Origin of the sequence: Streptomyces vilmorinianum, from assembly GCF_005517195.1 — a bacterium.
Taxonomy (GTDB): Bacteria; Actinomycetota; Actinomycetes; order Streptomycetales; family Streptomycetaceae; genus Streptomyces; species Streptomyces vilmorinianum.
In genome coordinates, this window is record NZ_CP040244.1 from 756,739 (window position 1) to 782,784 (window position 26,046).

The 26,046-nt window shown below is 71.0% G+C and carries 27 protein-coding genes; 13 read left to right on the forward strand and 14 right to left on the reverse strand.

Features of this window, described 5'->3' with window-relative positions; translation table 11 throughout:
- Positions 1 to 116: 116 nt before the first annotated feature.
- The 3 genes from FDM97_RS03725 to FDM97_RS03735 all read right to left on the reverse strand — a co-directional run bounded on the left by FDM97_RS03725 (position 117) and on the right by FDM97_RS03735 (position 2,773).
- Positions 117 to 1,352: a hypothetical protein gene (locus FDM97_RS03725; RefSeq protein WP_137994638.1), complete on the reverse strand. Its 1,236-nt coding sequence runs from the start codon at positions 1,350 to 1,352 to the stop codon at positions 117 to 119.
- The gene (locus FDM97_RS03730; protein ID WP_254705486.1) at positions 1,352 to 2,059 is read right to left on the reverse strand and encodes a YwqG family protein; all 708 of its coding nucleotides are present in this window, start codon (positions 2,057 to 2,059) and stop codon (positions 1,352 to 1,354) included. The genes FDM97_RS03725 and FDM97_RS03730 overlap by 1 nt, the downstream gene beginning before the upstream one ends.
- A 225-nt stretch (positions 2,060 to 2,284) precedes the next feature.
- On the reverse strand, positions 2,285 to 2,773 hold the full coding sequence (locus tag FDM97_RS03735; RefSeq protein ID WP_254705487.1) for a DUF4265 domain-containing protein: 489 nt from the start codon (positions 2,771 to 2,773) through the stop codon (positions 2,285 to 2,287).
- Between the two features lie 81 nt (positions 2,774 to 2,854).
- On the opposite strand from FDM97_RS03735, the gene FDM97_RS03740 reads away from it, so the two are divergent.
- The 3 genes from FDM97_RS03740 (at position 2,855) to FDM97_RS03750 (ending at position 5,360) form a co-directional block, all read left to right on the forward strand.
- Positions 2,855 to 3,478: a DUF6000 family protein gene (locus FDM97_RS03740; RefSeq protein WP_137988838.1), complete on the forward strand. Its 624-nt coding sequence runs from the start codon at positions 2,855 to 2,857 to the stop codon at positions 3,476 to 3,478.
- Between the two features lie 174 nt (positions 3,479 to 3,652).
- Entirely contained in the window at positions 3,653 to 4,183 is a 531-nt protein-coding gene (locus FDM97_RS03745) for a hypothetical protein (protein WP_254705488.1), read from the forward strand.
- A gap of 457 nt (positions 4,184 to 4,640) precedes the next feature.
- The gene (locus FDM97_RS03750; RefSeq protein WP_137988840.1) at positions 4,641 to 5,360 is read left to right on the forward strand and encodes a DUF4232 domain-containing protein; all 720 of its coding nucleotides are present in this window, start codon (positions 4,641 to 4,643) and stop codon (positions 5,358 to 5,360) included.
- A gap of 19 nt (positions 5,361 to 5,379) precedes the next feature.
- On the opposite strand, the gene FDM97_RS03755 is transcribed toward FDM97_RS03750, so the two are convergent.
- From FDM97_RS03755 to FDM97_RS03765, 3 genes are all read right to left on the reverse strand, one after another.
- Positions 5,380 to 5,718, reverse strand: coding sequence for a hypothetical protein (locus tag FDM97_RS03755; RefSeq protein ID WP_137988841.1), 339 nt, complete (start codon positions 5,716 to 5,718; stop codon positions 5,380 to 5,382).
- Positions 5,719 to 5,918: 200 nt separating this feature from the next.
- Positions 5,919 to 6,866: a trypsin-like serine peptidase gene (locus FDM97_RS03760; protein ID WP_137988842.1), complete on the reverse strand. Its 948-nt coding sequence runs from the start codon at positions 6,864 to 6,866 to the stop codon at positions 5,919 to 5,921.
- A 99-nt stretch (positions 6,867 to 6,965) separates the two neighbouring features.
- Positions 6,966 to 7,457: a GNAT family N-acetyltransferase gene (locus FDM97_RS03765; RefSeq protein WP_137988843.1), complete on the reverse strand. Its 492-nt coding sequence runs from the start codon at positions 7,455 to 7,457 to the stop codon at positions 6,966 to 6,968.
- 52 nt (positions 7,458 to 7,509) lie between these two features.
- Here FDM97_RS03765 and FDM97_RS03770 point away from each other — a divergent pair, with 52 nt between their 5' ends.
- Positions 7,510 to 8,313, forward strand: coding sequence for an exodeoxyribonuclease III (locus FDM97_RS03770; protein WP_137988844.1), 804 nt, complete (start codon positions 7,510 to 7,512; stop codon positions 8,311 to 8,313).
- An 82-nt stretch (positions 8,314 to 8,395) separates the two neighbouring features.
- The gene (locus FDM97_RS03775; RefSeq protein WP_175439370.1) at positions 8,396 to 8,791 is read left to right on the forward strand and encodes a hypothetical protein; all 396 of its coding nucleotides are present in this window, start codon (positions 8,396 to 8,398) and stop codon (positions 8,789 to 8,791) included.
- Here the strand turns inward: FDM97_RS03775 and FDM97_RS03780 are convergent.
- A complete protein-coding gene (locus FDM97_RS03780) occupies positions 8,707 to 9,429 on the reverse strand; it encodes a transposase (protein WP_349775373.1) in 723 nt (240 codons plus the stop codon). The two genes, FDM97_RS03775 and FDM97_RS03780, sit on opposite strands and share 85 nt — an antisense overlap.
- 127 nt (positions 9,430 to 9,556) lie before the next feature.
- On the opposite strand from FDM97_RS03780, the gene FDM97_RS03785 reads away from it, so the two are divergent.
- Together FDM97_RS03785 and FDM97_RS03790 are read left to right on the forward strand one after the other, a co-directional pair.
- On the forward strand, positions 9,557 to 10,327 hold the full coding sequence (locus tag FDM97_RS03785; RefSeq protein ID WP_137988846.1) for a response regulator transcription factor: 771 nt from the start codon (positions 9,557 to 9,559) through the stop codon (positions 10,325 to 10,327).
- The gene (locus FDM97_RS03790; RefSeq protein ID WP_137988847.1) at positions 10,324 to 11,994 is read left to right on the forward strand and encodes a sensor histidine kinase; all 1,671 of its coding nucleotides are present in this window, start codon (positions 10,324 to 10,326) and stop codon (positions 11,992 to 11,994) included. The genes FDM97_RS03785 and FDM97_RS03790 overlap by 4 nt, the downstream gene beginning before the upstream one ends.
- An 84-nt stretch (positions 11,995 to 12,078) precedes the next feature.
- Here FDM97_RS03790 and FDM97_RS03795 read toward each other — a convergent pair whose 3' ends face one another.
- The 6 genes from FDM97_RS03795 to FDM97_RS03820 all read right to left on the reverse strand — a co-directional run bounded on the left by FDM97_RS03795 (position 12,079) and on the right by FDM97_RS03820 (position 17,580).
- Entirely contained in the window at positions 12,079 to 12,444 is a 366-nt protein-coding gene (locus FDM97_RS03795) for an SH3 domain-containing protein (protein WP_137988848.1), read from the reverse strand.
- 390 nt (positions 12,445 to 12,834) lie between these two features.
- Positions 12,835 to 14,016: an ABC transporter permease gene (locus FDM97_RS03800; protein WP_137994640.1), complete on the reverse strand. Its 1,182-nt coding sequence runs from the start codon at positions 14,014 to 14,016 to the stop codon at positions 12,835 to 12,837.
- Positions 14,017 to 14,150: 134 nt separating this feature from the next.
- Positions 14,151 to 14,861, reverse strand: a complete 711-nt coding sequence (locus FDM97_RS03805; RefSeq protein ID WP_137988849.1) for an ABC transporter ATP-binding protein — start codon at positions 14,859 to 14,861, stop codon at positions 14,151 to 14,153.
- The gene (locus tag FDM97_RS03810) at positions 14,858 to 16,237 is read right to left on the reverse strand and encodes a peptidoglycan-binding protein (protein ID WP_137988850.1); all 1,380 of its coding nucleotides are present in this window, start codon (positions 16,235 to 16,237) and stop codon (positions 14,858 to 14,860) included. Before FDM97_RS03810 ends, FDM97_RS03805 begins: the two co-directional genes overlap by 4 nt.
- Positions 16,238 to 16,239: 2 nt before the next feature.
- Positions 16,240 to 16,842 carry a hypothetical protein gene (locus FDM97_RS03815; RefSeq protein WP_137988851.1) on the reverse strand — a complete coding sequence of 201 codons (603 nt, stop codon included), beginning with the start codon at positions 16,840 to 16,842 and terminating at the stop codon, positions 16,240 to 16,242.
- Between the two features lie 117 nt (positions 16,843 to 16,959).
- Complete coding sequence (locus FDM97_RS03820; protein WP_137994641.1) at positions 16,960 to 17,580, reverse strand: MerR family transcriptional regulator; 621 nt, start codon at positions 17,578 to 17,580, stop codon at positions 16,960 to 16,962.
- A 199-nt stretch (positions 17,581 to 17,779) separates the two neighbouring features.
- Here FDM97_RS03820 and FDM97_RS03825 point away from each other — a divergent pair, with 199 nt between their 5' ends.
- The 5 genes from FDM97_RS03825 (at position 17,780) to FDM97_RS03845 (ending at position 22,000) form a co-directional block, all read left to right on the forward strand.
- Positions 17,780 to 19,315 (forward strand): flavin-containing monooxygenase, encoded by a 1,536-nt coding sequence (locus FDM97_RS03825; RefSeq protein WP_137988852.1) that lies wholly within the window; start codon positions 17,780 to 17,782, stop codon positions 19,313 to 19,315.
- Positions 19,312 to 20,190, forward strand: coding sequence for an alpha/beta fold hydrolase (locus FDM97_RS03830; RefSeq protein ID WP_137988853.1), 879 nt, complete (start codon positions 19,312 to 19,314; stop codon positions 20,188 to 20,190). The genes FDM97_RS03825 and FDM97_RS03830 overlap by 4 nt, the downstream gene beginning before the upstream one ends.
- Positions 20,187 to 21,068 carry an SDR family oxidoreductase gene (locus FDM97_RS03835; RefSeq protein ID WP_137988854.1) on the forward strand — a complete coding sequence of 294 codons (882 nt, stop codon included), beginning with the start codon at positions 20,187 to 20,189 and terminating at the stop codon, positions 21,066 to 21,068. The genes FDM97_RS03830 and FDM97_RS03835 overlap by 4 nt, the downstream gene beginning before the upstream one ends.
- Positions 21,069 to 21,162: 94 nt before the next feature.
- A complete protein-coding gene (locus tag FDM97_RS03840) occupies positions 21,163 to 21,372 on the forward strand; it encodes a hypothetical protein (RefSeq protein ID WP_137988855.1) in 210 nt (69 codons plus the stop codon).
- A gap of 64 nt (positions 21,373 to 21,436) precedes the next feature.
- Positions 21,437 to 22,000, forward strand: a complete 564-nt coding sequence (locus FDM97_RS03845) for a GNAT family N-acetyltransferase (RefSeq protein ID WP_137988856.1) — start codon at positions 21,437 to 21,439, stop codon at positions 21,998 to 22,000.
- On the opposite strand, the gene FDM97_RS03850 is transcribed toward FDM97_RS03845, so the two are convergent.
- Positions 21,943 to 25,242, reverse strand: coding sequence for a S41 family peptidase (locus FDM97_RS03850; protein ID WP_137988857.1), 3,300 nt, complete (start codon positions 25,240 to 25,242; stop codon positions 21,943 to 21,945). The genes FDM97_RS03845 and FDM97_RS03850 overlap by 58 nt on opposite strands.
- Positions 25,243 to 25,402: 160 nt before the next feature.
- Between FDM97_RS03850 and FDM97_RS03855 the strand changes: the two genes are divergently transcribed.
- A complete protein-coding gene (locus FDM97_RS03855) occupies positions 25,403 to 25,975 on the forward strand; it encodes a TetR/AcrR family transcriptional regulator (protein ID WP_137988858.1) in 573 nt (190 codons plus the stop codon).
- The last annotated feature ends 71 nt before the right edge of the window (positions 25,976 to 26,046 follow it).

Consider the following 26,046-nt stretch of genomic DNA (forward strand, 5'->3'; position numbering starts at 1 on the left):
AGCCAAATGACCAACGAAGTCTGGTAGTTGACACACACCGGGGCACGAGCCTGATGTCTGGCACCCCTGACCTACGTGTCTGCGATGCCAGTCGTAATTCTTAACGCCGTCAACAGTTATGGCAGATCACGCTCTGCTGCGATTCCTGACGCCACGTCTTCGAGGACGAGGTCCGGAAGGATGGCCAGTCCCAGACTCTGAAGATCCACGTTCGGGCTGGCTGCCTTCTCTGCAACGCGGGGCGACCAGGAGGCCAGCCGGTCCAGTGCAGGTACCAAGCCTTCTCGGTCGTTACTGAGCAGGGCTGCCACGAGCGACACGACATCGGCGCGGGAGCTGCCTGCTGGAGCCGGGAGAGCGGCCAGCCCTGAGAGTGCGCGCTGGTCACGAGTGCCACAGAGCGCCGCGAGCGCGGCGAGAGCGAATCGGACGGCATAGCTCTCGTCTTCCCAGCGGGATAGCAGTCTCGGCAGCTCGCTGCCGATGGCCCGCCGTGTCAGATATTCAGCTGCAGACTCCTCCCCGGCACCCCCGAGTGCGGTGATGCGATCGGCCAGGGAGACTGCGGCTGCCGGCCCCGAAGCAGCGAGCCGCAACAGGTCGCCGAGCAGAACCAACCGGCTGCCGGGCGCGACATTGTCATCGCAGACCAGCTCCATGAGGAATGGGACAGCCTCGACGGTGGTGTCGGTGCAGGTGCCTTGGTGGGCCGCAGCATCCGCGAGATCGCCGAGGAACTCGCCCGTTGACCCGTAGGGCTCGCCGAACGCGAACTCCTCATCGAGCAGCCACCCGACGGCATCCGGAACGTCCCCCGCCCTGCCGTACATGCGCTCTGCGACCGCCACCACGGCCTGGACCAGCACTGCGGGCTCACCGGCCTCACTGCTCTTCCACGGTGGTCCGGCTGGGGGTCGCGCGGGATCCTTGGGCAGAGGACTCGGAAGGGCGACGTTGGCGCCGGCCTGCTCACGGACCAGGCCGTTCCGTGTGAAGACTCCTTCGAGAGTCTCAGCATGCCCCTCGCTGTACCCCTGCTGAAAACCGCCGTGGGCACGGGCTACATGGGCCACCCGAATCCGTTCACTCCGAAAGAACGGCTCGAGAGCCATGCGCTCGTACCCGCTGTAGATGGCCAGTGAGAAGACCTGCCACCACCCCTCCAGCTCCGGGTCCATCGATGGCCGGCCGTACCAGAAGCTCGACGGAACGAACCGGAAGTGATCGTGGACACGCACTGCCGTCAGACGGTGCCCCATCCCGGACAGCTCGGATGCGGCGGCGCGGGCAGCGCCCTCGCTCGGCAGGCTCAGCGTGTACTGGACTCCCCAAGCGGGAGGTGCCGCGCTCATCAGCTGCACTGCCAGGTGAACATCGCCCGCTCGAATCGCCGCTCGGCCAGATCTTCCGGGCGGATCAGCCAGTACAGGGCTCCGGCATCGCCCCACATCATGTCCGCGGCGTCCTCGCTGTCGAACTGGGCCAGCAGCACCCAGTTGCCCGCCTCCTCGGACAGCCGCGGGTCGTCCCAGGACACCTCGCCGTCCAAAACCGCCTCCGCGATCTCGATCTCGACCGGGTTCTGCACCGAGTGAGCGTGGCCGCCGATCTGATGCCCCACCTCATCATCGAACTCCCACAGCGCGTCGAGGAACCCCTGCGAGCAGACGGGGTGGCCATACCGGTTCCCCAGCGGGGCGCCCGGGGCGAAGGCGGCCCGGACGGACGGATGCCAGGGCTCGGCCGCAGTCATCTCCACCCGAGCGGCCAGCGTCACCACCGGATACCCCTTCAGACCGGCAGGCGCCCCACGCTCCGCCACCTCCTCCTCGGCCGCCACGTAGAGCACACGGGCGCCCGCCCAGCTCTCCCGGTCCTCGGCCAGAACGAGAGCCTCGCCGTCATCCAGCTGACCGTCGAAGTAGAAGAACAGCAGCGTTCCCGCCTCGGGCAGATCGATGTCCAGCGCGGCCGTCGGCAGACGCGCGCAGTCGATCGAGGCGACGAAAGAGAGCGGACCGTGCCCCTCCCACACCGGCCACTCCGCGATGGCCGGCAACGCGGGAAGGCCACCGAGTCGACCCACAGCGTCGTCAGTGCCAGTTGCTACCTCAAGACGCACGCCAGGGCGAAGCAGACCGAGCCACTTCTCAGCATCCTCGGGCGACAGGTGCTGCAAGGCGAGGGATCGAAGGGCTTCTCGGGAACCATGTGTCATGTGCCCGATCATCCACGGTGCCGCTGACAGAGACCTCGGCGGCCTTCCCGCTGCACACGCGGCCGCTCAGTCCGTGGCCGTGGACCTCCAAGCAGCGGTAACGCACCCTTCTTCCCAGTGCCACCAGCCCTCCGTCGCACCGTGTTCAAGGAGCTTTCGGATCCGTGGCAGGTCCGCCCCTGGCGGGACATCCAGTGCGACCATCCGGAGTCTCTCGATACCTTCGCCTGTCGTGCCGAGCTTGTGGAAGATCTCCAGAACGCTCTGCCGGGCTGCGGCTGATCCGCCGTCCTTGAGCACGATCAGCCGGATCGTGCAGTTCTCCGAAGCTCGGACCGTCTCTCCAGCCCAGCGGATGCCCTCATCGTCGATCTCACCCCGGATGATGTCGTCGCTGGCGATGCCACGGACGAACCACGGGGTGTTATCCAGCCGCACGGTGCCGTCGCCGAGGTCCACGGCCCACAGGCTCTCGACGCTCGCCGGCGGCCAGCCGTCTTCGTCAATGGCCATCCGGAAGTGGACCTTCACCTGGTCGTCACTGATGTTCGTCACGGCGCCATCATCCATGCCGCTTCCGTGGGCCAGGACGTGGGAGTGCTGCCACGCCGTCCCGCGGTAGGGCACCATGCAGGAATGCGCCCCTACCCCGACGATCTGGAGCTGGACCAACTGCGACGCCACTACGTCGCTGCTGATCGGCGCTACCTGCGCCTGAACTACGGGATCTTTCGTCTGGCGGAGCGCGAGCGTGACAATCTTGCGCGGGAACTCGCACAGACTGCAGAGGCCATCACGCCGCGCGAACTGGGCCTCTTGCTCGATTGTGGATGGCGCGAACGCAAGACCGCTGCCTGGCTGATCGCGATAGCCGGTCGTACCGCCTTCCGCCCACAGCTGGGGGAACTCCTCCTGGCCAGCGCTGGCCCGTACGCAGGGCACGCGTACTGCATCGCCTTGGCCACCTTCGGGACCGCAGCTGACGCCGGCCTCCTGACCGCCTACCTCGACCGCTACCTGGCCCGCCCCGACCTGGCCTACGACCAGGCATCCGCCCTTGGCGCCCTCCTCCACCTCGACACCGCCCAAGGCACCGACCATGCAGCCCGCTTCCTCACGCCGGACGGCCCCTGGCAGCGATGGGCACGCGAGCGGCCGCCAAGGCGTGAGCTGGAGCCCGCCGAATGCCGGGAGACCATGGCCCAGTACTGCTCCTTCGTTCAGAAGAGCGCCCGACACCGTGCAGTGCACGGGCGGTGAGGTTCTCCCTTCCTATGGTGCGTCCCTGACGCTTGACGTCGCTGCGTGACCACGCATGCACCGCGGCCCCCTCGCCCCCCGGAAGGCCTGAGCCGCCGAGCCCGACAGTTCGTCCACACACATGGGCTGCTCGTCCCGTGCCTGGAAGTCCAGCTTCACCGGGACCAGTGGCTCATGCACGGGATACCCGCTGCCGAGGTCGACCGCGTTGCGGCCTTCCAAGCGCGCTGGGGCGGCATCGCACTGCCTCCGGCACCCGTGTACGAGGGCGGTCCGCGGATCCTCGCCGCTGACACGCCCGAAGGCTCTGCCGCAGAAGGCTGGTGGTTCTCGGCCGGGGACGAGCGGGTGTCGATGGCCTACGGATTCATGATCGGGCCTGGGGGCGAGTTCGGTATCCACGCCGAGCGCTGGACACCCTTGCACGCCAGCATCGACGGGTGGGTGGAATCATTGGCCCTGGCTCATCACGCCGCGCTCTGGGCACAGAGCATCACGAAGATCACGGGCGACGCCGTCGACGACTTGGGCCTGGAGGAATACGAACCGGTCCGCGAGATCCAAGGCATCGCGGACAACTGGTGGCGTGGCGAAGACTGCCTCATCGCCGTCTACCGAGGCGAAGCCGACTGTCTCGCGGCGCCTCAGTGCCGAACGGCGCACATCTACCGCGGCCTTGATCACTGGGGTCTCCGCGGCGGTTGACCGCTGATCGGTGGGAAGCGATCTCCGCCGATCTGGGAAGCGATCTTCGACTGCCCCTGTACCGTCTGGTCAGCGACACTCGCGAACACCCCACAGACAATGAGGATCCCGTCCGATCGCAAGATCGGGCGGGATCTTCGCGTTTCCGGGACGCGGAACGGGCCCGGAAGGCCCTCTGGTCGCGATCGGCCTGGCGGAGCTTCTGCAGCTGTTGTTGGCGACGCAGAGGCGGCCGAGGGCTGAGCTCCCGGGGTCCCGTGGGGCTCAAGGCGCCGGTGGTTGGGGCGGGTCGTTCCGATTCGCTGTTCCAGGTTGGCTTGTTTCTGCAGGTCAGAGGGGATGGAACGTCCCTGCGTCCCGCATTGGGTGCCACGCCTGGCACGGGGTGGGGGCGAGTCGGCAGAGTCTTTCCCAGGCCGCGGTAAGACACCGCGTCATCACTCACGGGGGAGTTCCCATGCGTTCGTTCCGCACCCGCACCACCGTTCTCGCCGCCGCCACCGCCGCGCTCGCTCTCGCCCTCACCGCCTGCGGTGGTGAGGACGGCTCGGGCGCGAAGGAGAAGAAGGCCGCCGCGGCCGCCTCGCAGGCAGCCCCGAGCGCGACCGGCGCGACCGGCGCGACCGGCGCGGACGCCGACTCCGCCGACTCCGCCGACTCCGCAGACTCCGGCTCCTCCGGCTCCTCCGGCTCCACGGCCTCCGGTGCGCAGGCCGGTTCCAAGGCGAAGGCCGGTGGCAAGGCCCCGGCCTCCTGCACCGTCGACGACGTGAGGATCTCCGCTGCCAAGCAGGACGGCGTGCCCACCACGCACATCACGCTGACTGCCACCAACGTATCGGGCCGCGCCTGCACGATGGTCCGGTACCCGCTGATCGCGTTCGGCGACATCCAGACCGCCAAGGACGTCCCGGCCGTCGCCAGGACCGAGCCGGCCACGCCCCTCGTGCTCGACGCCGGCGCCCCGGCCTACGCGGCCGTGCGGATCAACAACGGCGGTGTCGACGAGGAGAACCGCGCCGTCACCTCCTTCTCCGTGAACCTCTTCGCCGCCGACGGCCCCGCCGAGGGCAGCGAGGAGGTCCACGCGCCCGCGGGCGGCATCGCGGTCGACGACGCGGTCGCGAAGACCGGCTACTGGACGCACGAGCTGCGCAACGGCGCCGACGAGTTCTGATCCTCCGCACCGGGGGGGCTCAGGTGTTGCGCGTGATCCAGCGCTGGAGCGCGATGTGGGTGAAGTCGTCCAGCGCGCACAGCGCCTCGATGGCGTCCAGGTCGCCCGGCAGGGGAGCGATGCCCGCCGTGGTGAGCGCGGCGTGCAGCTCCAGCCGGCGGCGGTCCGCCGGCTCCAGCGGAACGGACAGGCGGCTCGCGGGAGCGGGCGGGGGCAGCGGGTGGTCGCCGTACGACGGGATGTCGTACGCGGCCGGCGTCTCCTCCGCGAGGTCGTCGATGTACACGGCAGGGAACCGGTAGGGGTCGAAGTCCGACACTGCGGTCGGGGCCGTGGGGAAAGACTGAAGCCCAGTCATGCGTGCCTCCTCAGTTGTCCTGCGACTGGCCAGGAGGAGTGCGTACGGGCCGATCCCGGTTGCGGTACGCGCGGTTCTCCACCCGAATGCCGCCTATCCCATCTCGTCACAAGAGAGATGAACCGACGCACGTACCCCCGGCGGAGCAGTCTCCGCCGGGGGCACGGGTGGATGGGTGGGTGGGTGGGTGGACGGGTGTGTCAGGACGCCTGGGCGCGGTCGTACAGGGCCTTCGCGTCGTTGCCGAAGTACGGGCCGAACATGCGGTTGGGCAGGAAGGTGTAGCCGAAGCTGTTCACCGAGACCTGCAGGCCCGTGCCCGTCGCCTCGCTGAAGGAGGTGAACCAGGGGCCGCCGCTCGAGCCGCCCGTCATGTTGCAGGCGAGGCTGTGGTCCTGGGAGAAGAGGAAGTCCTTCGACGAGTTGCCCGAGCAGTGGATCAGCTTCGAGCCGTCGTACGGGGAGGCCGCCGGGAAGCCGAAGGCGTACATCGGCTTGTTGTAGCCGCCGTTGAACTGGATGCCCTGGGCGCCGGTGACCGAGGTGAGGGTCTGGCCGTTCAGGGGAGCGACGACCGCCGCGCCCACGTCGTAGTTGATGTCCTCGCTCGCCTCCCACTGCGGGGTGGTGAGCGTCTTCGTCGCCGTCCACTGGCCGTACGGCGCGCTGCCGTTGTCGTACGCGGGGACGAAGACCCAGTTGGTGTGCCACGCGCCCTGGTACTTCACGCAGTGGCCCGCCGTGATGACCGTGCTCGCGTTCTGGCTGGTGACCGCGTTGCCGGAGCAGGAGGCCGTACGGCCCTGGAAGGTGAAGAAGACGCGGCCCGAGGTCTTCACGACCGCGCCGCCGCCCGTCCAGGCGCCGCCCGGCTGGGGGAAGGCCGTCGGGGAGACGGTGGTGGGCCGGGAGGAGCGGGCGACCTGCTTGAGGGCGGCGCCCGGGGTCACCTGGAGGTCGAGCGGGGGCGCCGACCGCATGCGGTCGGCGGTCCAGAAGGCGGTGGCCCGCTGCTGTTCCGTGGCGGTGACCGTGCGGGCGGGCTGGGCGGCGGTCTCCGCCGCCTGGGCCGACGTCGTGGTCAGGGCGCCGGCCAGCAGGGCTCCGGCGGCGAGCAGGGCGGCTAAGGCTGTGCGATGGCGTCTCACGCATGTCTCCTTCTGCCGAGGCAGGTGGGGGATGAGAACGGTGCGGATCGACGTGCGTGCAGCAGAGTGCCAGAGAGCGACGCGTTTGTCAGGAGCGCGTCAGTGGGTTCCGGTCAGGGCCTTCGCGAAGCAGCGGCTGGACTCGTACTCCCGGTAGTGGCCGAACTTGGCGCACGGCTCGTAGCCACTGGACGTGTACAGCGCGATCGCCTCGGGCTGCGCCGTGCCCGTCTCCAGGACCATCCGCGTCCGGCCCGCCGCCCGCGCGTCCTCCTCAAGCGCCGTGAGGATCCGCCGGGCGAGGCCGAGGCCGCGCGCCTCGGGGATCACGTACATGCGCTTGAGCTCCGCGTCGCCGTCCGAGTACCCCTCGTCGTTCTCGTCCTGGGTGCGCCAGCCGCCGGTCGCGACGGGGCGGCCCTCGGGGTCGTACGCGAGGAGGTAGAGGCCGCGCGGCGGTACGAACATGCCGGCGTCGAGCGGTGTGGCATCGCCCTCGTCGTCGCCGTAGCGGGCGATGTACTCCAGCTGGACGGCGTCGTCGAGTTTGACCGCGTCGGGGTGGTCGTAAGGCGTGGGGCGTATATCCATGCGAAGCATGGTACATCTATGCGCACTGCTCGGGTGCCGGTATTCTCCCGGGATGCTCACTGTGACGACCGCCAATGTCAATGGTCTCAGGGCCGCCGCCAAGAAGGGCTTCGTGGAGTGGCTCGCCGGCACCTCCGCCGACGCCGTCTGCCTGCAGGAGGTCCGCGCCGAGGAGTCCCAGCTCCCGGCCGAGGTCCGCGCGCCCGAGGGCTGGTTCACCGCGCACGCCCCCGCCGCCGCCAAGGGCCGTGCGGGCGTCTCCCTCTACACCCGGCGCGAGCCGGACCGGCTGCGGGTCGGCTTCGGGGTGAGCGAGTTCGACGACAGCGGCCGGTACATCGAGGCCGACCTGCCCGGCGTCACCGTCGCCAGCCTCTACCTGCCCTCCGGCGAGGTCGGCACCGAGCGGCAGGACGAGAAGATCCGCTTCATGGACGCGTTCCTGCCGTACCTGAAGGAGCTCAAGGAGCGCTCCGCCGCCGACGGCCGCGAGGTCGTCGTCTGCGGCGACTGGAACATCGCCCACCGCGAGGCCGACCTCAAGAACTGGAAGGCCAACCAGAAGAACGCCGGCTTCCTGCCGGAGGAGCGCGCGTGGCTGAGCCGCGTCCTCGACGAGGGCGACGGCGGATACGTCGACGTGCTCCGCGCCCTCCACCCGGACCAGGACGGGCCGTACTCGTGGTGGTCGTACCGCGGCCGCGCCTTCGACAACGACAGCGGCTGGCGCATCGACTACCAGGTCGCCACCCCCGGTCTCGCCGCCAAGGCCGTGAAGGCGTACGTCGAGCGGGCCGCCACGCACGCGGAGCGCTGGAGCGACCACGCGCCCGTCACGGCGGTCTACCAGTTGTAGAGCTCGTAACACGATCTTGTTGAGGCTTCCTGGTCGGGGTGACCAGTGTGACGATTCGGCAGTTCGTTACGCTGGGGCCGTGATGATCAGGGGGATAGCCGGACGGTGGTTCGTCGCCGTACTGGCCGCTGCTTCGGTACTCACCTCAGGGTGTGCGTACTCGGTCGACCCCGACGAGCTTCCCGGCGTGTACCGCAACGGCAAGACCGGCGGCGAGATCACGCTCGATTCCGACGGCACATTCACCGCCACTCATCTGTCGACGGGCGAGCACGCCGACCCCGACGATTTCCACGGCAAATGGGACTTCGTCGACAACGGCACCCTCTCCGACGACTTCGTCTACCTGGACATCGACGAGCGTGGCATCGGTGAGGTCTCCGGTGTCCACCTCTACGCGCGCGGCGGAGGGAAGATAGCGTTCAGCACTCCGGACGGGTCGTGGTCCCTGGTGCTCACCAAGGTGTCCGCCCAGTAGATCAGTGTGCCCAGTCCGGCGTGTGGTGGCACCACACCCGGCGGCGGCCGGGCGAAGGTCTGCTCCACGACGTAGCGGAGCTTGCCCAGGCCCTTGATGTTCGGGGCGCCCCTGCGGGAGATCACCGGCATGATGCGTCGGCGTCGCAGCTCGCGGCGCACAGCCGTCGAGACGTACGCCTTGTCGCCCAGGACAGATTCGGGGCGCCGCCGCGGGTGTCCAGGCCGTCCGGCCACCGGCTGGATGCCGTCGACCAGGCTGAGCGTCTGCGTGATGTCGTTGACGTTCGCCGCAGTGGTGATGACGTGGAGCGGTGTTCCCTTCCCGTCGCAGATCAAGTGGTGTTTGCTGCCCGCCTTCCGCCGGTCGACCGGCGACGGACCGGTCGCGGCGCCCCCGAAGACTCCGCCCTGCTGCCAGCGGGCCAGCCGTCGCCAGCAGGTCTGACCGGATCCGAACCCCAGCTCCAGCGGCAGGAGTTGCCAGGCCACATCGTTGAACAGGACGTACAAGATCCCCTGCAAACAGAGCCTGTCCGGTACCGGCCTGGGGCCTGGAGAACGCTCTGGCCAGGGTGGCAGCAGCGGTTCGATCAGTGCCGACAAGTCATCGTCCACGATCCACGGCCGAGTGCTCACTCTCTCACCAACGGCAGGATCATCACACCAGTCACGCTGTACCGGGGTGCTACAACAAGATCGCGTTACGAGCTCGTAGGAGATGTATTACGGTGCTGGAATTACGCAGCCTGGGTGGGGGGAATCGGTGAGCGCGCGCATTCTGGTCGCCGAAGACGACGAAAAACAGTCTCGTCTGATCCGGATTTATCTGGAACGAGAAGGGAACGCGGTACAGGTCGTGGCCGACGGCCGCGCGGCGCTGGAGAAAGCCCGTTCGGCGCGACCGGATCTCCTCGTCCTCGATGTGATGCTGCCCCTTGTCGACGGTCTCGACGTGTGCCGCATTCTGCGCGCCGAGGCCTCCGACGTACCGATTCTGCTGCTGACCGCGCGCAGCACCGAGGAGGACATGCTCCTCGGTCTCGACCTCGGCGCCGACGACTACCTCACCAAGCCCTACAGCCCTCGCGAACTCACCGCGCGGGTACGGGCGCTGCTGCGGCGGTCCCGCAAGGCCGGCGCGGCCGCGCCCGGGCTGCTGCGGGTCGGCGAGGTGGAGCTGGACACGGCACGCTTCGAAGTGCGCGTGGCGGGGCGGCCGGTGGCGCTGACCTCGAAGGAGTTCTCCATCCTGGAGGCGCTGGCCCGCGAACCGGGCCGGGTCTTCTCCCGGGCGCAGATCATCGAGCGGGTCTTCGGCTTCGACCGGGATGTGCTGGAGCGGACCGTCGACGCGCACGTGATGAACCTGCGGCGGAAGCTGGAGGAGGACCCGGGGCGGCCGCGGCACCTGGAGACCGTGTACGGGCGGGGGTACCGGCTCGCCGACGGTTCGGCCGGTTCGGCCGGTTCGGGCGGGACGGCCGGTTCGGCCGGTTCAGGCGGCTCGGGCGGCGCCCGCGGGGAGGGGGCGTGAGCTTCCGGGTCCGTGTCTTCGCGCTCATCCTGCTCGTCGCCGTGGCCGCCACCGCCGCGACCGCCTGGCTCACGCTCGCCCAGGTCACCCGACAGGTCCGTGAATCGGCCGCCGCCGACCGCCAGGACGTCGCCCGGATCACCGAGGACCTGCGCCGGTACGGGGAGACCCAGGGCACCTGGGACGGCGTCGCCGGAACCGTACGCACGCTCGCCCGCGACACCGGGCAGCGCATCCGGATCAGCGACGGGACCGGGGCTCAGCTCGCCGACTCCGACGTGCTGCTCGACCGGGAACCGCGCGCGGGCGGCACGACGGCGCCGCTGCTGGTGGACCCGCGACCCGAACTCTCCTTCCCCGGCGGAGGTTTCACGTCCTCCCTGGCGAAGATGACCGCCTCGGCCATCGACCAGTACACCAGGAGCGTGACGTACGCCGCCTGCCTGACCCGGGCCGGCCGTGACGTGGCCGTGCGTCCCGGCTACCTGGGCATCCCGGAGCACATCGAGGCGGGGGAGCAGAGCGGCGGCACGGCGGGGGCGAACACGTGCGCCAAGGAGGAGAAGGCCCCGCCCGCCGCGCAGCGGGGCAACGTCGAAGCCGTCACCGCGGCGTGCCAGCGGCGCAACGATGCCCAGCGCAATGCGTGTCTGCAACGGGTGTTCACCGAGCGGACCGCCACGGTGGCCCCGCAGCCGCTGACCGTCCACCTCGGCGCGCTCGACGACGCCGGCCGCGCCCTGGCGATCGGGCCGACGGTGGCCGTGGCCTCCGGTGTCGCGGCCGCCGCCCTCGCCGCCGCACTGCTGCTGAGCCGGGCGGTGCTCCGGCCGGTACGGGCGCTCACCGGCGCCTCCCGTGGTCTCGGCGAGGGCGACCTGGGACGGCGCGTGCCCGCGGCCGGCAAGGACGAGATGGGGGAGCTCGGCCGGTCCTTCAACCGCATGGCCGACTCGCTCCAGGCCAGCGAGGAACGCCAGCGCCGGCTCGTCGGGGACATCGCGCACGAACTGCGCACCCCGCTGGCCAATCTGCGCGGCTATCTGGAGGCGCTGCGCGACGGGGTGCTCCAGGCCGACGCGGAGCTCCTGGACTCGCTGCACGAGGAGGTCCTGCTGCAGCAGCGGATCGTCGACGACCTCCAGGACCTGGCGCTGGCGGAGGCGGGCGTCCTGACGTACCACCGTACGGAGCTCGACGCGCGCGAGCTGGTGGAGACCTGCCGCACGGCGCACAGCGCCCTGGCCGCCGCGGCCGGCGTCTCGCTCGACGCCGTGGCGCCCGGGCCCGTGGCGCTGCACGGCGACCCGGGCAGGCTGCGGCAGGCGCTGAGCAACCTGGTCGGCAACGCGGTACGGCATACGGCTCCGGGGGGCAGCGTGCGGCTCGAGGTGGCCGAACGGGACGAGATGGTCCGGATCACGGTCAGGGACACCGGCAGCGGGATTCCGGCGGCCGATCTGCCGCACCTCTTCGACCGCTTCTGGCGGGCGGACGCGGCGCGCGGGCGGGCCACCGGGGGCAGCGGGCTCGGTCTCTCGATCGCCCGGCAGATCGTGGCGGACCATCACGGGGCCATCGAGGTGGCGAGCGAGGTGGGGGTGGGCACGGTCTTCACGGTCGTGCTGCCGATGCGGAGTCCCGGTCCGGGGAGCACGGTCCGGTGAGCCCGGTACGGTGACCGCCCCCTCCCCGGCCGTGCGGCCGTGAAGGGGGCGGCGGACTTCGGAACCGGAGCCGAACCTACGACATCAGCAGTGGTACGGGGCGCCGTTGTTCCTCAGCAGGCTGTCCTTGATCCAGCCCGAGACACCGGTGGTGTTGTCCCGGACGTGGGACCAGGTCCCGTTCTGTCCGTCCACCCAGCAGTCGTACCGGAGGGAGTGGCTCATCTGAGCCTGACCGAGCGAGGTGCAGTCGGTCGTCGGGCCGGTGCGGATGTTGACGTAGTTCGTGGTCGTGCCGCCCGAGGAGCTGCCGATGGTCGACCAGCTGGGGTTCCAGCAGGCGCTGGCGCCGGCCGGGGCGGCGACGGCGGCGGTCGTGGGCATCACGACACCGCCGGTTGCTGCGACGGCACCCAGGGCCACGGCAGCGAGCTTCGTCCGAAGACGCATCAATCTCTCCTGAACTCTTGGATTTCCCGCTCGACCAGTGTTCGAGCGGGCCGTTCGTTCGAGTACAGGAGAAGAATTGCCGGACCGGCTCCCGGAATTCAACGAGTTCGGACGCCTCGGCCACTTCTCGACGGTGGCCCCCGGGAAGTATTTCGGGACTGTTTCACGGCAGGTGGGAGAGGGGCCCCGGAATTCCGCTCGGCAGGAGTGCGGAGTGACCTTCCGGGGCGCCTACAAGCAGCCGAACGGTGATCCGGAGAGAATGCGGATCACTCCGCTCCGGCGGACTCCGGAATTCCGACACGCGGAAAAGCGGTCAGATGCCGTGACGAGGCCCGAAGGGCAGGTTGGCCATTTCGGCAGGGGCCGGGTCGCGGTTCTCGTGTCGGCTCACGTGCCGGCCAGGGCCTCGGTGGGCGCCAGGCGGCTCGCGCGTACCGCCGGATAGAGCCCCGCGATCATCCCGATCAGCAGCGTGGCGCCGACGCCCGCGGCCGTCGCCCAGACCGGTACGACCGTCGGCCAGCCCCGGGACAGGGCGTACGCGGCCGTGATCAGCGTCCCGAGGACGGTGCCTCCGAGCCCGCCGATCACCGAGAGGAGCAGCGACTCCGTGACGAACTGGGTCCTGATCTGCCCCCGGGTGGCGCCGAGGGCACGGCGCAGGCCGATCTCCGGGCGGCGCTCCAGGACCGAGATGACCATGGTGTTGCCGACCCCGACGCCGCCGACCAGGAGCGCCACGCCGCCGAGGCCCAGCAGGAGGCCGGTGAGCGTCGACTCGGTGGCCTCGCGGGCGGCGAGTGCGTCGGAGGGGCGGGAGATCTGCACCTCGCCGGGCTTCTCGGGGTACGCGGTGGCCGGGAGCACCGACCGTACGGCCGCGATGTGGCTGTCCTCGGCACGGACGTAGACCGTCGACGGGTGACCGTCGAAGCGGAGGTACGTCCGGGCCGCCGGCCAGCCGACCAGCGCGGCGCTGTCGAGCTCCGGCGCGAGCGGTACGGGATCGAGGACGCCGATCAGCGAGAACCAGCGGCCGCCGAGCCAGACCCGGGTGCCCGGGGTGTACACGTCGAGCCGCTGCGCGGCGGTGGCGCCGAGGACGACCGCGGGGTAGCGCTCGGTCGCCGCGTCCAGCCAGCGTCCCTTGTGGATCCGGCCGCCGACGGCCGGGAGCAGCTCGCGGCCGGAGGCGAGGACGGTGAGGGAGCCGGTGCGGCCGAGGGCGATGCGCTCGTTGCGGTAGATGTGGGCGTCGGTCGCGCCGGTGGCGGCGACCTGCTGGACGGGTGGGATGCGGTCGATCATGCGGACGGACTCCTCGGGGAGCCGGGTGTCGGCACCGTCGAGGGACTTTCCGGGGGCGACCCGCAGCAGGTTGGTGCCGAGGGCGTCGAGCCGGCGGTTCACCTCGGCCTGGCCGGAACCGGAGATGCCGACCACCGCGATCATGGCGGCGACGCCGATCGCGATCCCGAGCGCGGAGAGGAAGACCCGCAGGGGGCGTGTCCGAAGTCCCGTCCCGCCGAGCCGTACGACATCGGCGGGCCGCAGCCGGGCGGCCCGCAGCGGCGACCGTTCGTGCGATGACCGTTCGTGGGGCGGCGGTTCGTGCGATGACCGTTCGTGGGGCGGCGGTTCGTGGGGCGGCCGTTCGTGCGGCGACCGGTTGTCCGGGCCGGGGGATTGTGTCGTGCCGTCCTTCACCGCGCCGCCCCGATCGTCGTGCTCGATGCCGTGTCCGCGACCACCTGGCCGTCGCGCATCTCGATCCGGCGGGGGAGCGCGGCCGCGATCTCGCGGTCGTGGGTGATGATCACGACCGTCGTGCCGGCCGCGTGCAGCTCGCGCAGCAGGGTCAGGACGGCCGAGCCCGAGGCCGAGTCCAGGTTGCCGGTCGGTTCGTCGGCGAGCAGCACCGCCGGTTCGCCGACCACCGCCCGGGCGACCGCGACCCGTTGCCGCTCGCCGCCGGAGAGCTGGTGCGGGAGGTGGTGGACGCGGTGGCTGAGGCCGACCCGGGCCAGTGCCGCGGCCGCTTTGGCGCGGCGGCGGCGCATCGGCACGCCCGCGTAGAGCAGGCCGTCCGCCACCGAGTCCAGGACGGGGACGCCGACCGCGAGGTGGAACTGCTGGAAGACGAAGCCGATCCGGGTGGCCCGCAGCGCGGAGACCTCGCGGTCCGACAGGCGCGCCACGTCGTGGCCGTCGACCAGGACCCGGCCGGCGGAGGGCCGGTCCAGACTGCCCATCAGGTTCAGCATGCTGGACTTGCCCGAGCCCGACGGGCCGACGATCGCGACGAGTTCGCCCCGCCGGATGCTCAGGCTCACCTCGCGTACCGCGGCGACTCCGCCCGGATACGTCTTGGAGACGGCGTCGAAGCGCACGACCTCCGTCGGCCCGCCGCTCACTCCGGGATCCTCACCTTCATGCCCTGGCGGACCGCGGGACCGCTCACCTCCACCTTGCCGTCGGCGAAGAGCCCGGTCTTCACCGCGACGAACCGGCCGTCGGCGGTCTCCAGACCGTGGCCGCCCTCCGCGAGCGCCACCAGGGCGGCCACCGGGACGGCCAGGACGTTCTTGCGTTCCCGGCCCACGTACTCGACGGTGACCGGGCCGCTCTCCAGTTGCCCGAGGGCCTTCTGGTCGGCGACGGCGACCGTCACCGGAACCGTCGGGGGCCCACCGCCCGGGCCGCCCTCGGCGTTTCCCCCCTCGGACGAGGTCACCGTCCTGCCCACCGCGGTCACCTCGCCCTTCACCGGCCGGCCGTCGGGCAGCTCGACCGTGACGGCCGTACCGCGCACCGCCCAGGACGCCTCCTGGGCGGAGGCGTTGACGATGACCTTGCGTGCCGTACCGGTGTAGGTGAGGGCGTTCTCGCCGACCGGCGAGCCGAGCCGGACACCGGCGTGGCCGATCCGGACCCTGCCGGAGGAGTAGATGACGTCACCGACGCCGACCGTGCCCGTCTGGGGCAGGCCGAGGGACTTCTGCCAGCGCTTGACCGCCTGGGCCGTGCCGGTGGTGAACTTCTCGTCCACGGTGAAGCCCGTGTAGCCGAGCGCGGCGAGGTTCGTCTCGAACTGCATGACGTCCATGCCGCGCATCGCCTGCTGACCGCCGCTTCCGCCACCGGACGTGGAGCCCGTACCCGCACCCGTACTCGTACTCGTACCGGAACCGGGCTCTGTGCCCGTGCCCGTGCCCGTGCCCGTACTCGTTCCCGTACTCGTTCCCGTGCTCGACCCGTCCTTGGCCCCGGCGCCCCCCGGCGCCGGAGATCCGGAGGGCTGGGCGTCCGGCCGGCCGCCCTGACCGCTCTGCGGGGTGTCCGAACCGCCGGTCGGCAGCCCCAGCGGGCGGTACATCGGCAGCGTGCCGTACAGCAGCACCACCGGCCGGTCGTCCACGCGCAGCAGTTCGTCGCCGCGCTCGACCGTCGCGCCCTGCTCGGGCAGCCAGGTGACCGTACCCGTGGCCTTGACCGGCAGCGGTATCTCCGCGCCGAAGCCCAACTGGCCCTCCACCTTGGTCCGTTCGACCAGCGTCTCCCTGGCGACCGGGACCGTCGAGCCCGCCCGGGCCGGGGTGCCGGGGGTCTCGTTCCCGCCGCCCCCGAGGCCCAGGGCGCCGACCACGGCGACGGCCGTGACGACCACGAACGCGGCCGACACCAGGAGGGTGCGCCGGCGGCGGCGGTCCGGACCCGCCGGCGCGGTGGTCCCCTCCGCCCCTGCCTCCGCGACCCGGTCTCTCTCTTCCGTGCTGAACGTCCCGCTCATGCTCAGCCCTTGCCCGGACCCTGGTCGACGGGGTCACCGATGATCGGCGCGCAGGTGCGGGCGGCCCGCTTGGCGCCGGCCGACGACTGGTCCCACTGGACGTCGTTCTCCGCGTACCCCTCGGGGCCGGGGTCGGGGAAGTCGGCGGCGCCGTTCTTCTGCATGCAGTCGGCGTAGTCGCGCCGGACCTTGATCTGCTCGGCGGAGAGCTTGGGCCGGAGGAGTTTCTCGACACTCGCGGGCACGCTCACCACGAGGCCGCGGCACTTGTCCTGCGCCTGCACGAACTTCGGGTCGGACTTCTGCGCGCGCCTGTCCTCGCCGATGTCGATCTGCCCCTTGTCGTCGGGGTCGGGGAGGTCGATCCCGTTCTCGCGCATGCACGCGACCCACTTGCGCTGGGCGTCCACATAGGCGGCGACCTCGTCCTGCTCGCTCCCGCCCCCGCCCCCGGAGCCCGAGCCGGAGCCCGCGCCCTTGCTCGAAGAGGTCGTGCCGTCGCCGGCCGTCGGGATCTTCGAGCCGCCGTCGTCGCTGCCGCAGCCGGCAAGCGTGAACATCACGACCGACGCAGCCGCGGCCAGCAGTACCCGGTTCGTCCTCATCGGTTCTTCCGCTCCTTCTGTCGCTTCGGTGCCCGACCGTAGGACGGAGGTGATGAAGAACCTTTGAAGAACCTGTCACCCGGTCATGCGATGCATTCCCGGCGGCGGACCGGGCCGTCAGGGCGACTCGCGCAGCCGCCGGTCCAGTGCCATCGACAGCTCCGCCTCCACCACGCTCTTGGCGAGCGGGCGCAGGCGCTGGATGTCCTTCTCGTCGGCGTGTGTGCGCAGCAGCTCGGTGAAGAGCCCCGCGAGTGCGTCCGCGTGGGCGCGGACCGCCCGGCCCGCCTCCAGGACCGCGGCCAGGGGGACGCCCTCCTTCACGAGCGCCGCGGAGACGTCGAGCAGCCGGCGGCTGATGTGGACGATCGTGTCGCCGTCGGTGGCCAGATAGCCGAGGTCGAGGGCGGCCATGAGGTTCTCGGGGGTGACCTCGCCGGCGAAGTAGTCCGCCAGCTCCTGCGGGGTGAGCCTGACCGGCTCCTCCTCGGTAGGTTCGCCGAGGCCGAGGACCTCGCTGACGTCCTTGCCGCTCTCGAAGGCGGTGTTGAGGTCGGCGATGCCGTTGAGGGTGTGGCCGCGTTCGAGCAGGGCCGCGATCGTGCGGAGTTTGGCCAGGTGGTGGTCGTCGTACCAGGCGATCCGGCCCTCGCGGCGGGGCGGGGCGATCAGGCCGCGCTCGCGGTAGAAGCGCAGGGTGCGCACGGTGATGCCGGCCGCCGCGGCCAGCTCCTCCATGCGGTACTCGCGTACGCCTGCCGACTGCCCCGTCGCCCGTCCCGCCTGCTCCGTCACGTCATCCGATCGTTCTGCCACGCTGGCCAGCCTATGTTGTACCGCCGGTAACTTTCCCTTGCCGGACCCCTACCGCTCGGTATGCGGCTGCTCTACTCTCCCCATCGTGCCAGTGATTGCTGGCAGAGTCTTGGGAGGCGGCATGTCGAAGCACGAGCAGGTACGGGTGGCGGTGATCGGATCCGGATTCGGCGGCCTGGGGGCCGCCGTCCGGCTGCGCCGCGAAGGGATCACCGACTTCGTCGTACTGGAGCGGGCCGACTCCGTCGGCGGCACCTGGCGGGACAACAGCTACCCCGGCTGTGCCTGTGACGTCCCCTCGCACCTCTACTCCTTCTCCTTCGCGCCCAACGCCGACTGGCCCCGCACCTTCTCCGGGCAGCGCCACATCCGCGCGTACCTGGAGCACGTCACCGACACCTTCGGGCTCCGTCCGCACCTGCGGCTGAACCACGAGGTGAAGCTGATGCGCTGGGACACCGACGAGCTGCGCTGGGAGATCGAGACCAGCCAGGGCTCCTTCACCGCCGACGTCGTCGTCTCCGCCACCGGCCCGCTCTCCGACCCGAAGATCCCCGACATCCCGGGACTCGCCGACTTCCCCGGCAAGGTCTTCCACTCCGCGCGCTGGGACCACGACTACGACCTCGCGGGCAAGCGCGTCGCCATGATCGGCACCGGCGCCTCCGCGATCCAGATCGTGCCCGCGATCCAGCCCACGGTCGGGAAGCTGACCCTCTTCCAGCGCACGCCGCCGTGGGTCATGCCGCGCATGGACCGCGCCATCACCGGCGCCGAGCGCTGGCTCCACCGCACGCTCCCCTTCACCGGGACCGCGCGCCGCGGGCTGCTCTGGGGCATCCGTGAGCTCCAGGTCAGCGCGTTCACCAAGCGTCCGGGCGAACTCGGCCTGGTCGAGTCGCTCGCCAAGGCCAACATCGCCAGGGCGATCAAGGACCCGGCGCTGCGCGCCAAGCTGACCCCGTCGTACCGCATCGGCTGCAAGCGCATCCTGCTGTCCAGCACGTACTACCCGGCGCTCGCCCAGCCCAATGTCGACGTCGTCGCCTCCGGCCTCAAGGAGATACGGGGGAACGTCGTCGTGGCCGCCGACGGCACCGAGACCGAGGTCGACGCGATCATCTTCGGTACGGGTTTCCACGTCACCGACATGCCGATCGCCGAGCGGGTCGTCGGGGCCGAGGGCCGGACCCTCGCCGAGACCTGGAAGGACGGCATGGAGTCGCTGCGCGGCGCCACCGCCGCGGGCTTCCCCAACTGGATGACGATCATCGGACCCAACACGGGCCTCGGGAACTCCTCCATGATCCTGATGATCGAGTCCCAGCTGAACTACATGGCCGACTACATGCGCCAGCTGACCGTGCTGGGAGGCCGGGCCGCCCTCGCCGCCCGCCCCTCCGCCGTCGGCGCCTGGAACCGCGAGGTCCAGTCGCGGATGGAGCGGACCGTGTGGAACGTCGGCGGCTGCGACAGCTGGTACCTGGACGCCAACGGACGCAACACCACGATCTGGCCGGGCACGACGTCCGAGTTCCGGCGCGAGACCCGGCAGGTGGACCTCGCGGAGTACGACGTGCTGCGCGCCGCCGCCACCGACGCCGCTCCGGCCGGGAAGTCCCGGCGCGCCTCCCGCAAGAAGGAGACGGTCAAGTGACGCCGCGGGAGCTCACCGCCGTCTCCGCCGACGGCTCACGGATCCATGTCGAGGTGTACGGCCCCGAGGGCGCCCCGGCCGTGGTCCTCGCCCACGGCTGGACCTGCTCGATCGGCTTCTGGGCCGAGCAGATCAGGGACCTGTCGGCGGACCACCGGGTCATCGCCTACGACCAGCGCGGCCACGGCCGCACCCCCGTCGTCGGCCGCGCCGGCCACTCGACGCGGGCGCTCGCCGACGACCTCGAAGCGGTCCTCGCCGCCACGCTCGCCCCCGGCGAGAAGGCGGTCCTGGCCGGGCACTCCATGGGCGGGATGACGCTCATGGCGGCCGCCTCGCGCCCCGCGTTCCGGGAGCACGCCGCCGCCGCGCTGCTCTGCTCCACGGGCCCGTCCCGGCTGGTGGCCGAGTCCCTCGTCGTACCGCTGAAGCCCGGCGGCGCGCGCACCCGCCTGACCAGGGGGATCCTGGGGACGAGGGCGCCGCTCGGCCCGGTCACGCCGGTGTCGAGGAAGATCCTCAAGTACGCGACGATGGGCCCGGGTTCGTCGCCCGGGCGGGTCGACACCTGCGCCAGGATCGTGCACGCCTGCCCGCGCGTCTCGCGGGTGGCCTGGTCGCACGTCCTGGCGGAGCTCGATCTCGAAGCGGGTGTACGGGAGTTGGAGCTGCCCGTGGCCGTGCTCGTCGGCACGGCCGACCGGCTCACCCCGCCCGTCCACTCGCGGGCGATGGCGCAGGCGCTGCCCCGGTGCGTGGGCCTGGTGGAGCTCTCCGGGATGGGGCACATGACGCCCGTGGAGGCCCCCGAGGCCGTGACCGCGCAGATCCGTGAACTCGTGACCACGTACGTACGTCTGAGGGAGGACGCATGAGCAGGGTGAGTCTGGAAGGTCAGGTCGCGGTCGTCACCGGAGCGGCCCGTGGTGTCGGCGAACTGCTCGCCCGCAAGCTCTCCGCCCGCGGCGCGAGGATCGCGCTGGTCGGTCTGGAGCCGGAGGAGCTGAAGCAGGTCGCCGGCCGGCTGCACACCGAGGCCGACTGGTGGCACGCGGACGTCACCGACCACGAGGCGATGGCCCGCGTGGCCGGCGAGGTCAAGGAGCGCTTCGGCAAGGTCGACATCGTGGTCGCCAACGCGGGGGTCGCGGCGGGCGGTCCGTTCGTGGACTCCGACCCGGTCGCCTGGCGGCGGGTCATCGAGGTCAACCTGATCGGCGGGGCGGTGACGGGCCGCGCGTTCCTGCCGGTGCTGATGGAGTCCCGCGGCTACTTCCTGCAGATCGCCTCCCTCGCGGCCATCACCCCGGCGCCGATGATGACGGCGTACTGCGCCTCCAAGTCGGGCGTCGAGGCCTTCGCGCACAGCCTGCGCGCGGAGGTCGGCTACAAGGGGGTGAAGGTCGGGGTCGGCTATCTGTCCTGGACGGACACCGACATGGTCCGGGGCGCGGACCAGGACGACGTGATGAAGGAGCTGCGGTCCCGGCTCCCGTGGCCGTCGAACCGCACCTACCCGCTGGGCCCGGCCGTCGACCGGATCGTGGCGGGCATCGAGCGGCGCTCGGCCCATGTGTACGCCCAGTGGTGGCTGCGCGGGATGCAGTCGGTGCGCGGCTATCTGCCGGGGGTCATCGCCACGGTGGGCCAACGCGAGATGAAGCGTTTCGAGCCGCGTCTGGCCAGTGTCTCCAAGGGGCTTGTGGGCGCGGGAGGAGCGGCCGACGAGCAGGCGCGTACGGAGAGTATCTGATCGAAATGCGCGGAATGTTCCGCCGTGCCACGCTGGTCGAGGCCCAGGGGCGAACCGCCCCGTTCCCCTCACACCCTTCTAGGAGTGAACTTTCATGGGCATGCAAGACCAGTTCAAGGGCAAGACGAAGCAGGCCGCCGAACAGGCGAAGCAGGCTGCCGAACAGGCGAGGCAGCGTATGGGCAACGCCAAGGACGAAGCGTCCCAGCGCGCCTCCCGGGCCAAGGGCCGCCCCTCCGACGAGGAGCAGCGCCGGGCCCAGCAGGAGGCCCAGGACCGCCTCGACATGGACTACGACGCCTGACGTCTGTCCTCAGCGGAAGGCGCACCCGGGACGCCGGGTGCGCCTTCTCGCGTACCGTGCGGCCATGACCGGACTGCAGCTGCTCCGCGCCGACCACGCGCCCGCGCTCCTCGCGTTCGAGCGGGAGAACCGGGCGTACTTCGCCGCCCATGTGCCCGACCGCGGGGACGCGTACTTCGAGGAGTTCGCGGCGCGGCATCAGGGGCTGCTCGACGAGCAGGCGACCGGGGCGATCCTCTTCCACGTCCTCGTCGGGGACGTCGGGGACGTCGGGGACGTCGGGGACGGCGGGGACGGCAGGGGCGGTGGGGAGATCCTCGGGCGGTTCAATCTCGTCGATGTGGCCGACGGGGCCGCCGAGTTGGGGTTCCGGGTCGCCGAGAAGGCCGCAGGGAAGGGGGTCGCGACGGCCGGGGTGCGGGAGGTGTGCCGGCTCGCCGTGGGGGAGTACGGGCTTACGCGGCTCACGGCGCGCGCGGCCCTCGCCAACGCCGGGTCGAGGGCCGTACTCGCGCGGACGGGGTTCGTGCCCGTCGGGGACGTCGTCCTCGACGGGCAGCCCGGGACCTCCTATGTGCTGGACCTCGGCGGGAGCTTCGGGCGGGAGCGGTCCGGGACGTCGGCGTAGCCGGGCGGGGTCGCCGCCGGGGTCTTCGCGAGCAGACCGAGCGCCACCTCGACCGCGTCGTCGAGCTGCGCGTGGCGGCCCTCGGCCCAGTCCAGCGGGGTGCGCAGGATCGCCAGGTCCGGTTCCACGCCGTGGTTCTCGACGGACCAGCCGTACTCGGGGAACCAGGCCGCGTTCATCGGGACCGTGATCTGCGTGCCGTCGCCGAGCCGGTGCCGGCCCGTCATGCCGACCACCCCGCCCCATGTCCGCTGCCCGACCACCGGCCCGAGGCCGAGCAGCTTGAACGCGGCCGTGATCATGTCGCCGTCCGAGGACGTGGCCTCGTCGGCGAGGGCGACGACCGGACCGCGCGGGGCGTTCGAGGCGTACGAGACGGGCTGGGCGTTCCGCGTCAGGTCCCAGCCGAGGATCTTGCGGGTGAGCTTCTCGACGACCAGCTCGCTGATGTGGCCGCCCGCGTTGCCGCGCACGTCCACGATCAGGGCCGGCCGGGAGACCTCCATCCGCAGGTCCCGGTTGAACTGGGCCCAGCCCGAGCCGCCCATGTCGGGGATGTGGAGGTAGCCGCACTTGCCGCCGCTGACCTCCCGTACCACCGCCCGCCGCTTGGCCACCCAGTCCTGGTAGCGCAGCGGCCGTTCGTCGATCAGCGGCACGATCGCGACCCGGCGCGAGCGGCCCTCGCCCTCCGCCGGCTGGAAGGTCAGCTCGACCGTCGTACCGCCCGAGGAGGACAGCAGCGGATACGGTCCGGTCACCGGGTCCACCGGGCGGCCGTCCACATGCGTGAGGACCGCGCCCTCGCGGATGCCGGTGCCCGCGAGCGGAGAGCGCGCCTTCGAGTCGGACGAGTCGCCGGGCAGGATGCGCTTCACCATCCAACCGCCGTCGCGCGGAACGAAGTTCGCGCCGAGCAGGCCCATCGGACGCTGGTAGTGGGGCGGGCCCTCGTTGCGCCGCGCGGGCGTGACGTACGCGTGCGAGGTGCCCAGCTCGCCCAGGACCTCACGGAGCAGATCGGCGAACTCGTCGGGGGACGCGACCCGTTCGACCAGCGGCCGGTACTGGTCCAGTACGGCCGTCCAGTCGACCCCGCACATGTCCGGCTCCCAGAAGTAGGCGCGGATGATCCGGCCCGCCTCGTCGTACGCCTGCCGCCACTCCGCCTCCGGGTCGACCTCGTGCAGGATCCGCCGCAGGTCCATGTACACGGTCGAGTCGCTGTCCCCGATCTCGGTGGACGGCACCGCCCGCAGATCGCCCTCGTCGACGACCACGAGCCGTGACCCGTCGCCGCTGACCGAGAACCAGTCCAGGTGCTGGACGAGTTCGTTCTTGCGGGCTTTGGCGATGTTGAAGTGCTCCAGCGTCGGCCGGCCGGTGGTGTCGGCCGGGTTGGCGAAGGTCTCGCCGAGCGCGCCCGAGATCGGCCAGCGCAGCCAGACCAGTCCGCCGCCGCTGACCGGGTGCAGCGCCGAGTACTTGGACGCGGCGACCGGGAAGGGCGTGACCCGGTCCGCGAGCCCCTCGACCTCCACGATCGTGGTGCCCTCCCCGCCCTCGGTCTCGCTCTCGGTCGGGTCCAGGCCGCCCGCCGCCGGGCGCCCGTCCGGCAGCAGCGCGAACGGCGACGGCGTCGCGGAGGACAGCGGTACGAGATAGGGGCGGCAGCCCAGCGGGAAGGAGAGGTCGCCGGTGTGCACGTCGTACACCGGGTCGAAGCCCCGCCAGGAGAGGAAGGCGAGATAGCGGCCGTCACGGGTGAAGACCGGATTCTCGTCCTCGAAGCGGCCGTTGGTGACGTCGACGATCGTCCGGGGCCCCGGACCGGAGATCCGGGCCATCTTGATCTGCCGCAGGGAGCGGCCGATGCCCGGGTGCGACCAGGTCAGCCAGTCCCCGTCGGGGGAGAAGGCGAGATCGCGCACCGGCCCGTTGAACGAGCGGATCAGCTCGGTCACTTCGCCGCCGGAGTCTTCTGCCCCCCCGGCGGCGGCCGCGTCATCGGACACGGTGATGAGGAGCAGCCGGCCGTCGTGGGAGGCGAGGGCGAGGCGCTCGCCGTCCGGGTCGGAGACCAGTTCCTCGACCCGGCCGAGCTCGCCCGAGGCCAGCCGGCGCGGCTCGCGGTCGCCGCTGGCCCGGGGCAGGTACGCGACCTCGATCGCGTCCTCGCCCTCGGCGTCGGTGACGTAGGCGATCTGGCCGCCGCTGCCCAGCATCTCGGGCAGCCTGACCCGTACCCCGGGGGTGTCGGTGATGGTGCGGGCCGGGCCGTCGCGGTGGGTGAGCCAGTACAGGCTGCCGCGGACGTTGACCGCGCTCGCCCGTCCCGTCTCGTCGACCGAGATCGCGTCGACGTGGTTGGCGGCCGGGACGTGGTAGCGGCGCCGTCCGGCGCGCGGGCCCCCGAGCCGTACCTCCAGCTTGCGCGGGGCGGAGTCGGGGGCGGTCAGGTCGTCGACGATCCACAGGTCGCCGGCGCACTGGTAGACCACCCGCCGTCCGTCGCTGGAGGCGTGCCGGGCGTAGAAGGCGTCGTGGTCGGTGTGGCGGCGCAGATCGGTGCCGTCGGGCAGGCAGGAGTAGAGATTGGCGATGCCCTCGTGGTCGGAGAGGAAGGCGACCCGGCCCGCGACGAACATCGGCGCGTCCAGATGCCCGCCGATGTCCGGCAGCAGCTGCTGTCCGTGCAGCCAGAGTCGCCCCATGGCCCCGCCCCGGTACCGCTTCCAGGCCGCCGGTTCGTGCGGCGGCTTGCCGGTGAGCAGGAGGGTGCGGCGCTCTCCGTCGAGATCCGCGACGGCGATGTCGGAGACGGGGCCCCAGGGCATGCGGCCGCCGGGGGAGCCGTCGGTGGGGACGGTGTAGGCCCAGGAGAAGTACGAGAAGGGCTGGCCGTGGGAGGAGACGGCGAGGATGTCGCCGTCCGGGGACCACGAGCAGACCCGGGTGTCCGTCGAGCCCCAGTAGGTGAGCCGGCGCGAGGGGCCGCCCTCGACCGGGGCGAGATGGATCTCCGGGTCGAGACTGCGCCAGCTCGTGTAGGCGATGTGGCGTCCGTCGGCCGAGAAGCGCGGATGGCCGACACGGGTCCGGTCGACGGTGATCCGCCAGGCGCGGCCCGGCCGGTGCCCCTCGGGTTCGAGGGGCGCGACCCAGAGGTCGTCCTCGGCCGCGAAGCACAGCAGGTCGTCGTGGACGTGCGGGTAGCGGAGATACGAGGCGTCGTCACTCACCTCCTCATGCTTTCCGCGCGGAGGGGGTGCGGCAACTCGTACGCACGTACGCGAGGCGGCGGTGTGTGGCCCAGGACACGTACGAAACGGTTTCGTTTCGCTTGCTCCGGGGGTACCTTCGTACTGTACGAAACCGTTTCGTTCGGACTGGAGACCCGTCATGGCCCGGAGCAGGCTCACCCCAGAACGTGAGGCAGAGCTGTACGAGGCCGTGCTCGACCTCCTGCGCGAGGTGGGCTACGACGCCCTCACCATGGACGCCGTCGCCGCCCGCACCCGTTCCAGCAAGGCCACCCTCTACCGCCAGTGGGGGAGCAAGCCCGAACTCGTCGCCAAGGCGATGCGCCACACCAAGCCCGTCAGTCTCGCCGAGATCGACACCGGCTCGTTGCGCGGCGACTTCCAGGCGCTGATGGAGCGGACCGACGACTGCCAGATGGAGAAGGACTCCGCGCTGATGCGGGGTCTGGCCCATGCCGTCCACGACAACCCCGACCTGCTCCAGGCGCTTCGCGAGCTGCTCATCGAACCCGAGATGACCGGACTCGACGAGGTGCTGCGGCGAGCGGTGGAACGGGGTGAGGTCAGCGCGGGCAACCCGGCGCTGAAGCTCGTACCGCACATGCTGATCGGAGCGTTCATCGCCCGCCCGCTGATCGACGATCAGCCGGTCGACCACGCCTTCCTCAGCGCCTACGTCGACGCCGTCGTGCTCCCCTCACTCGGCGTCTGACCTCCCCTTCGCTCGCCCTTTTGCTCGGCAGTACCTGACGTCGCACCGCTCACGCCGTCGGGCCGGCTCCC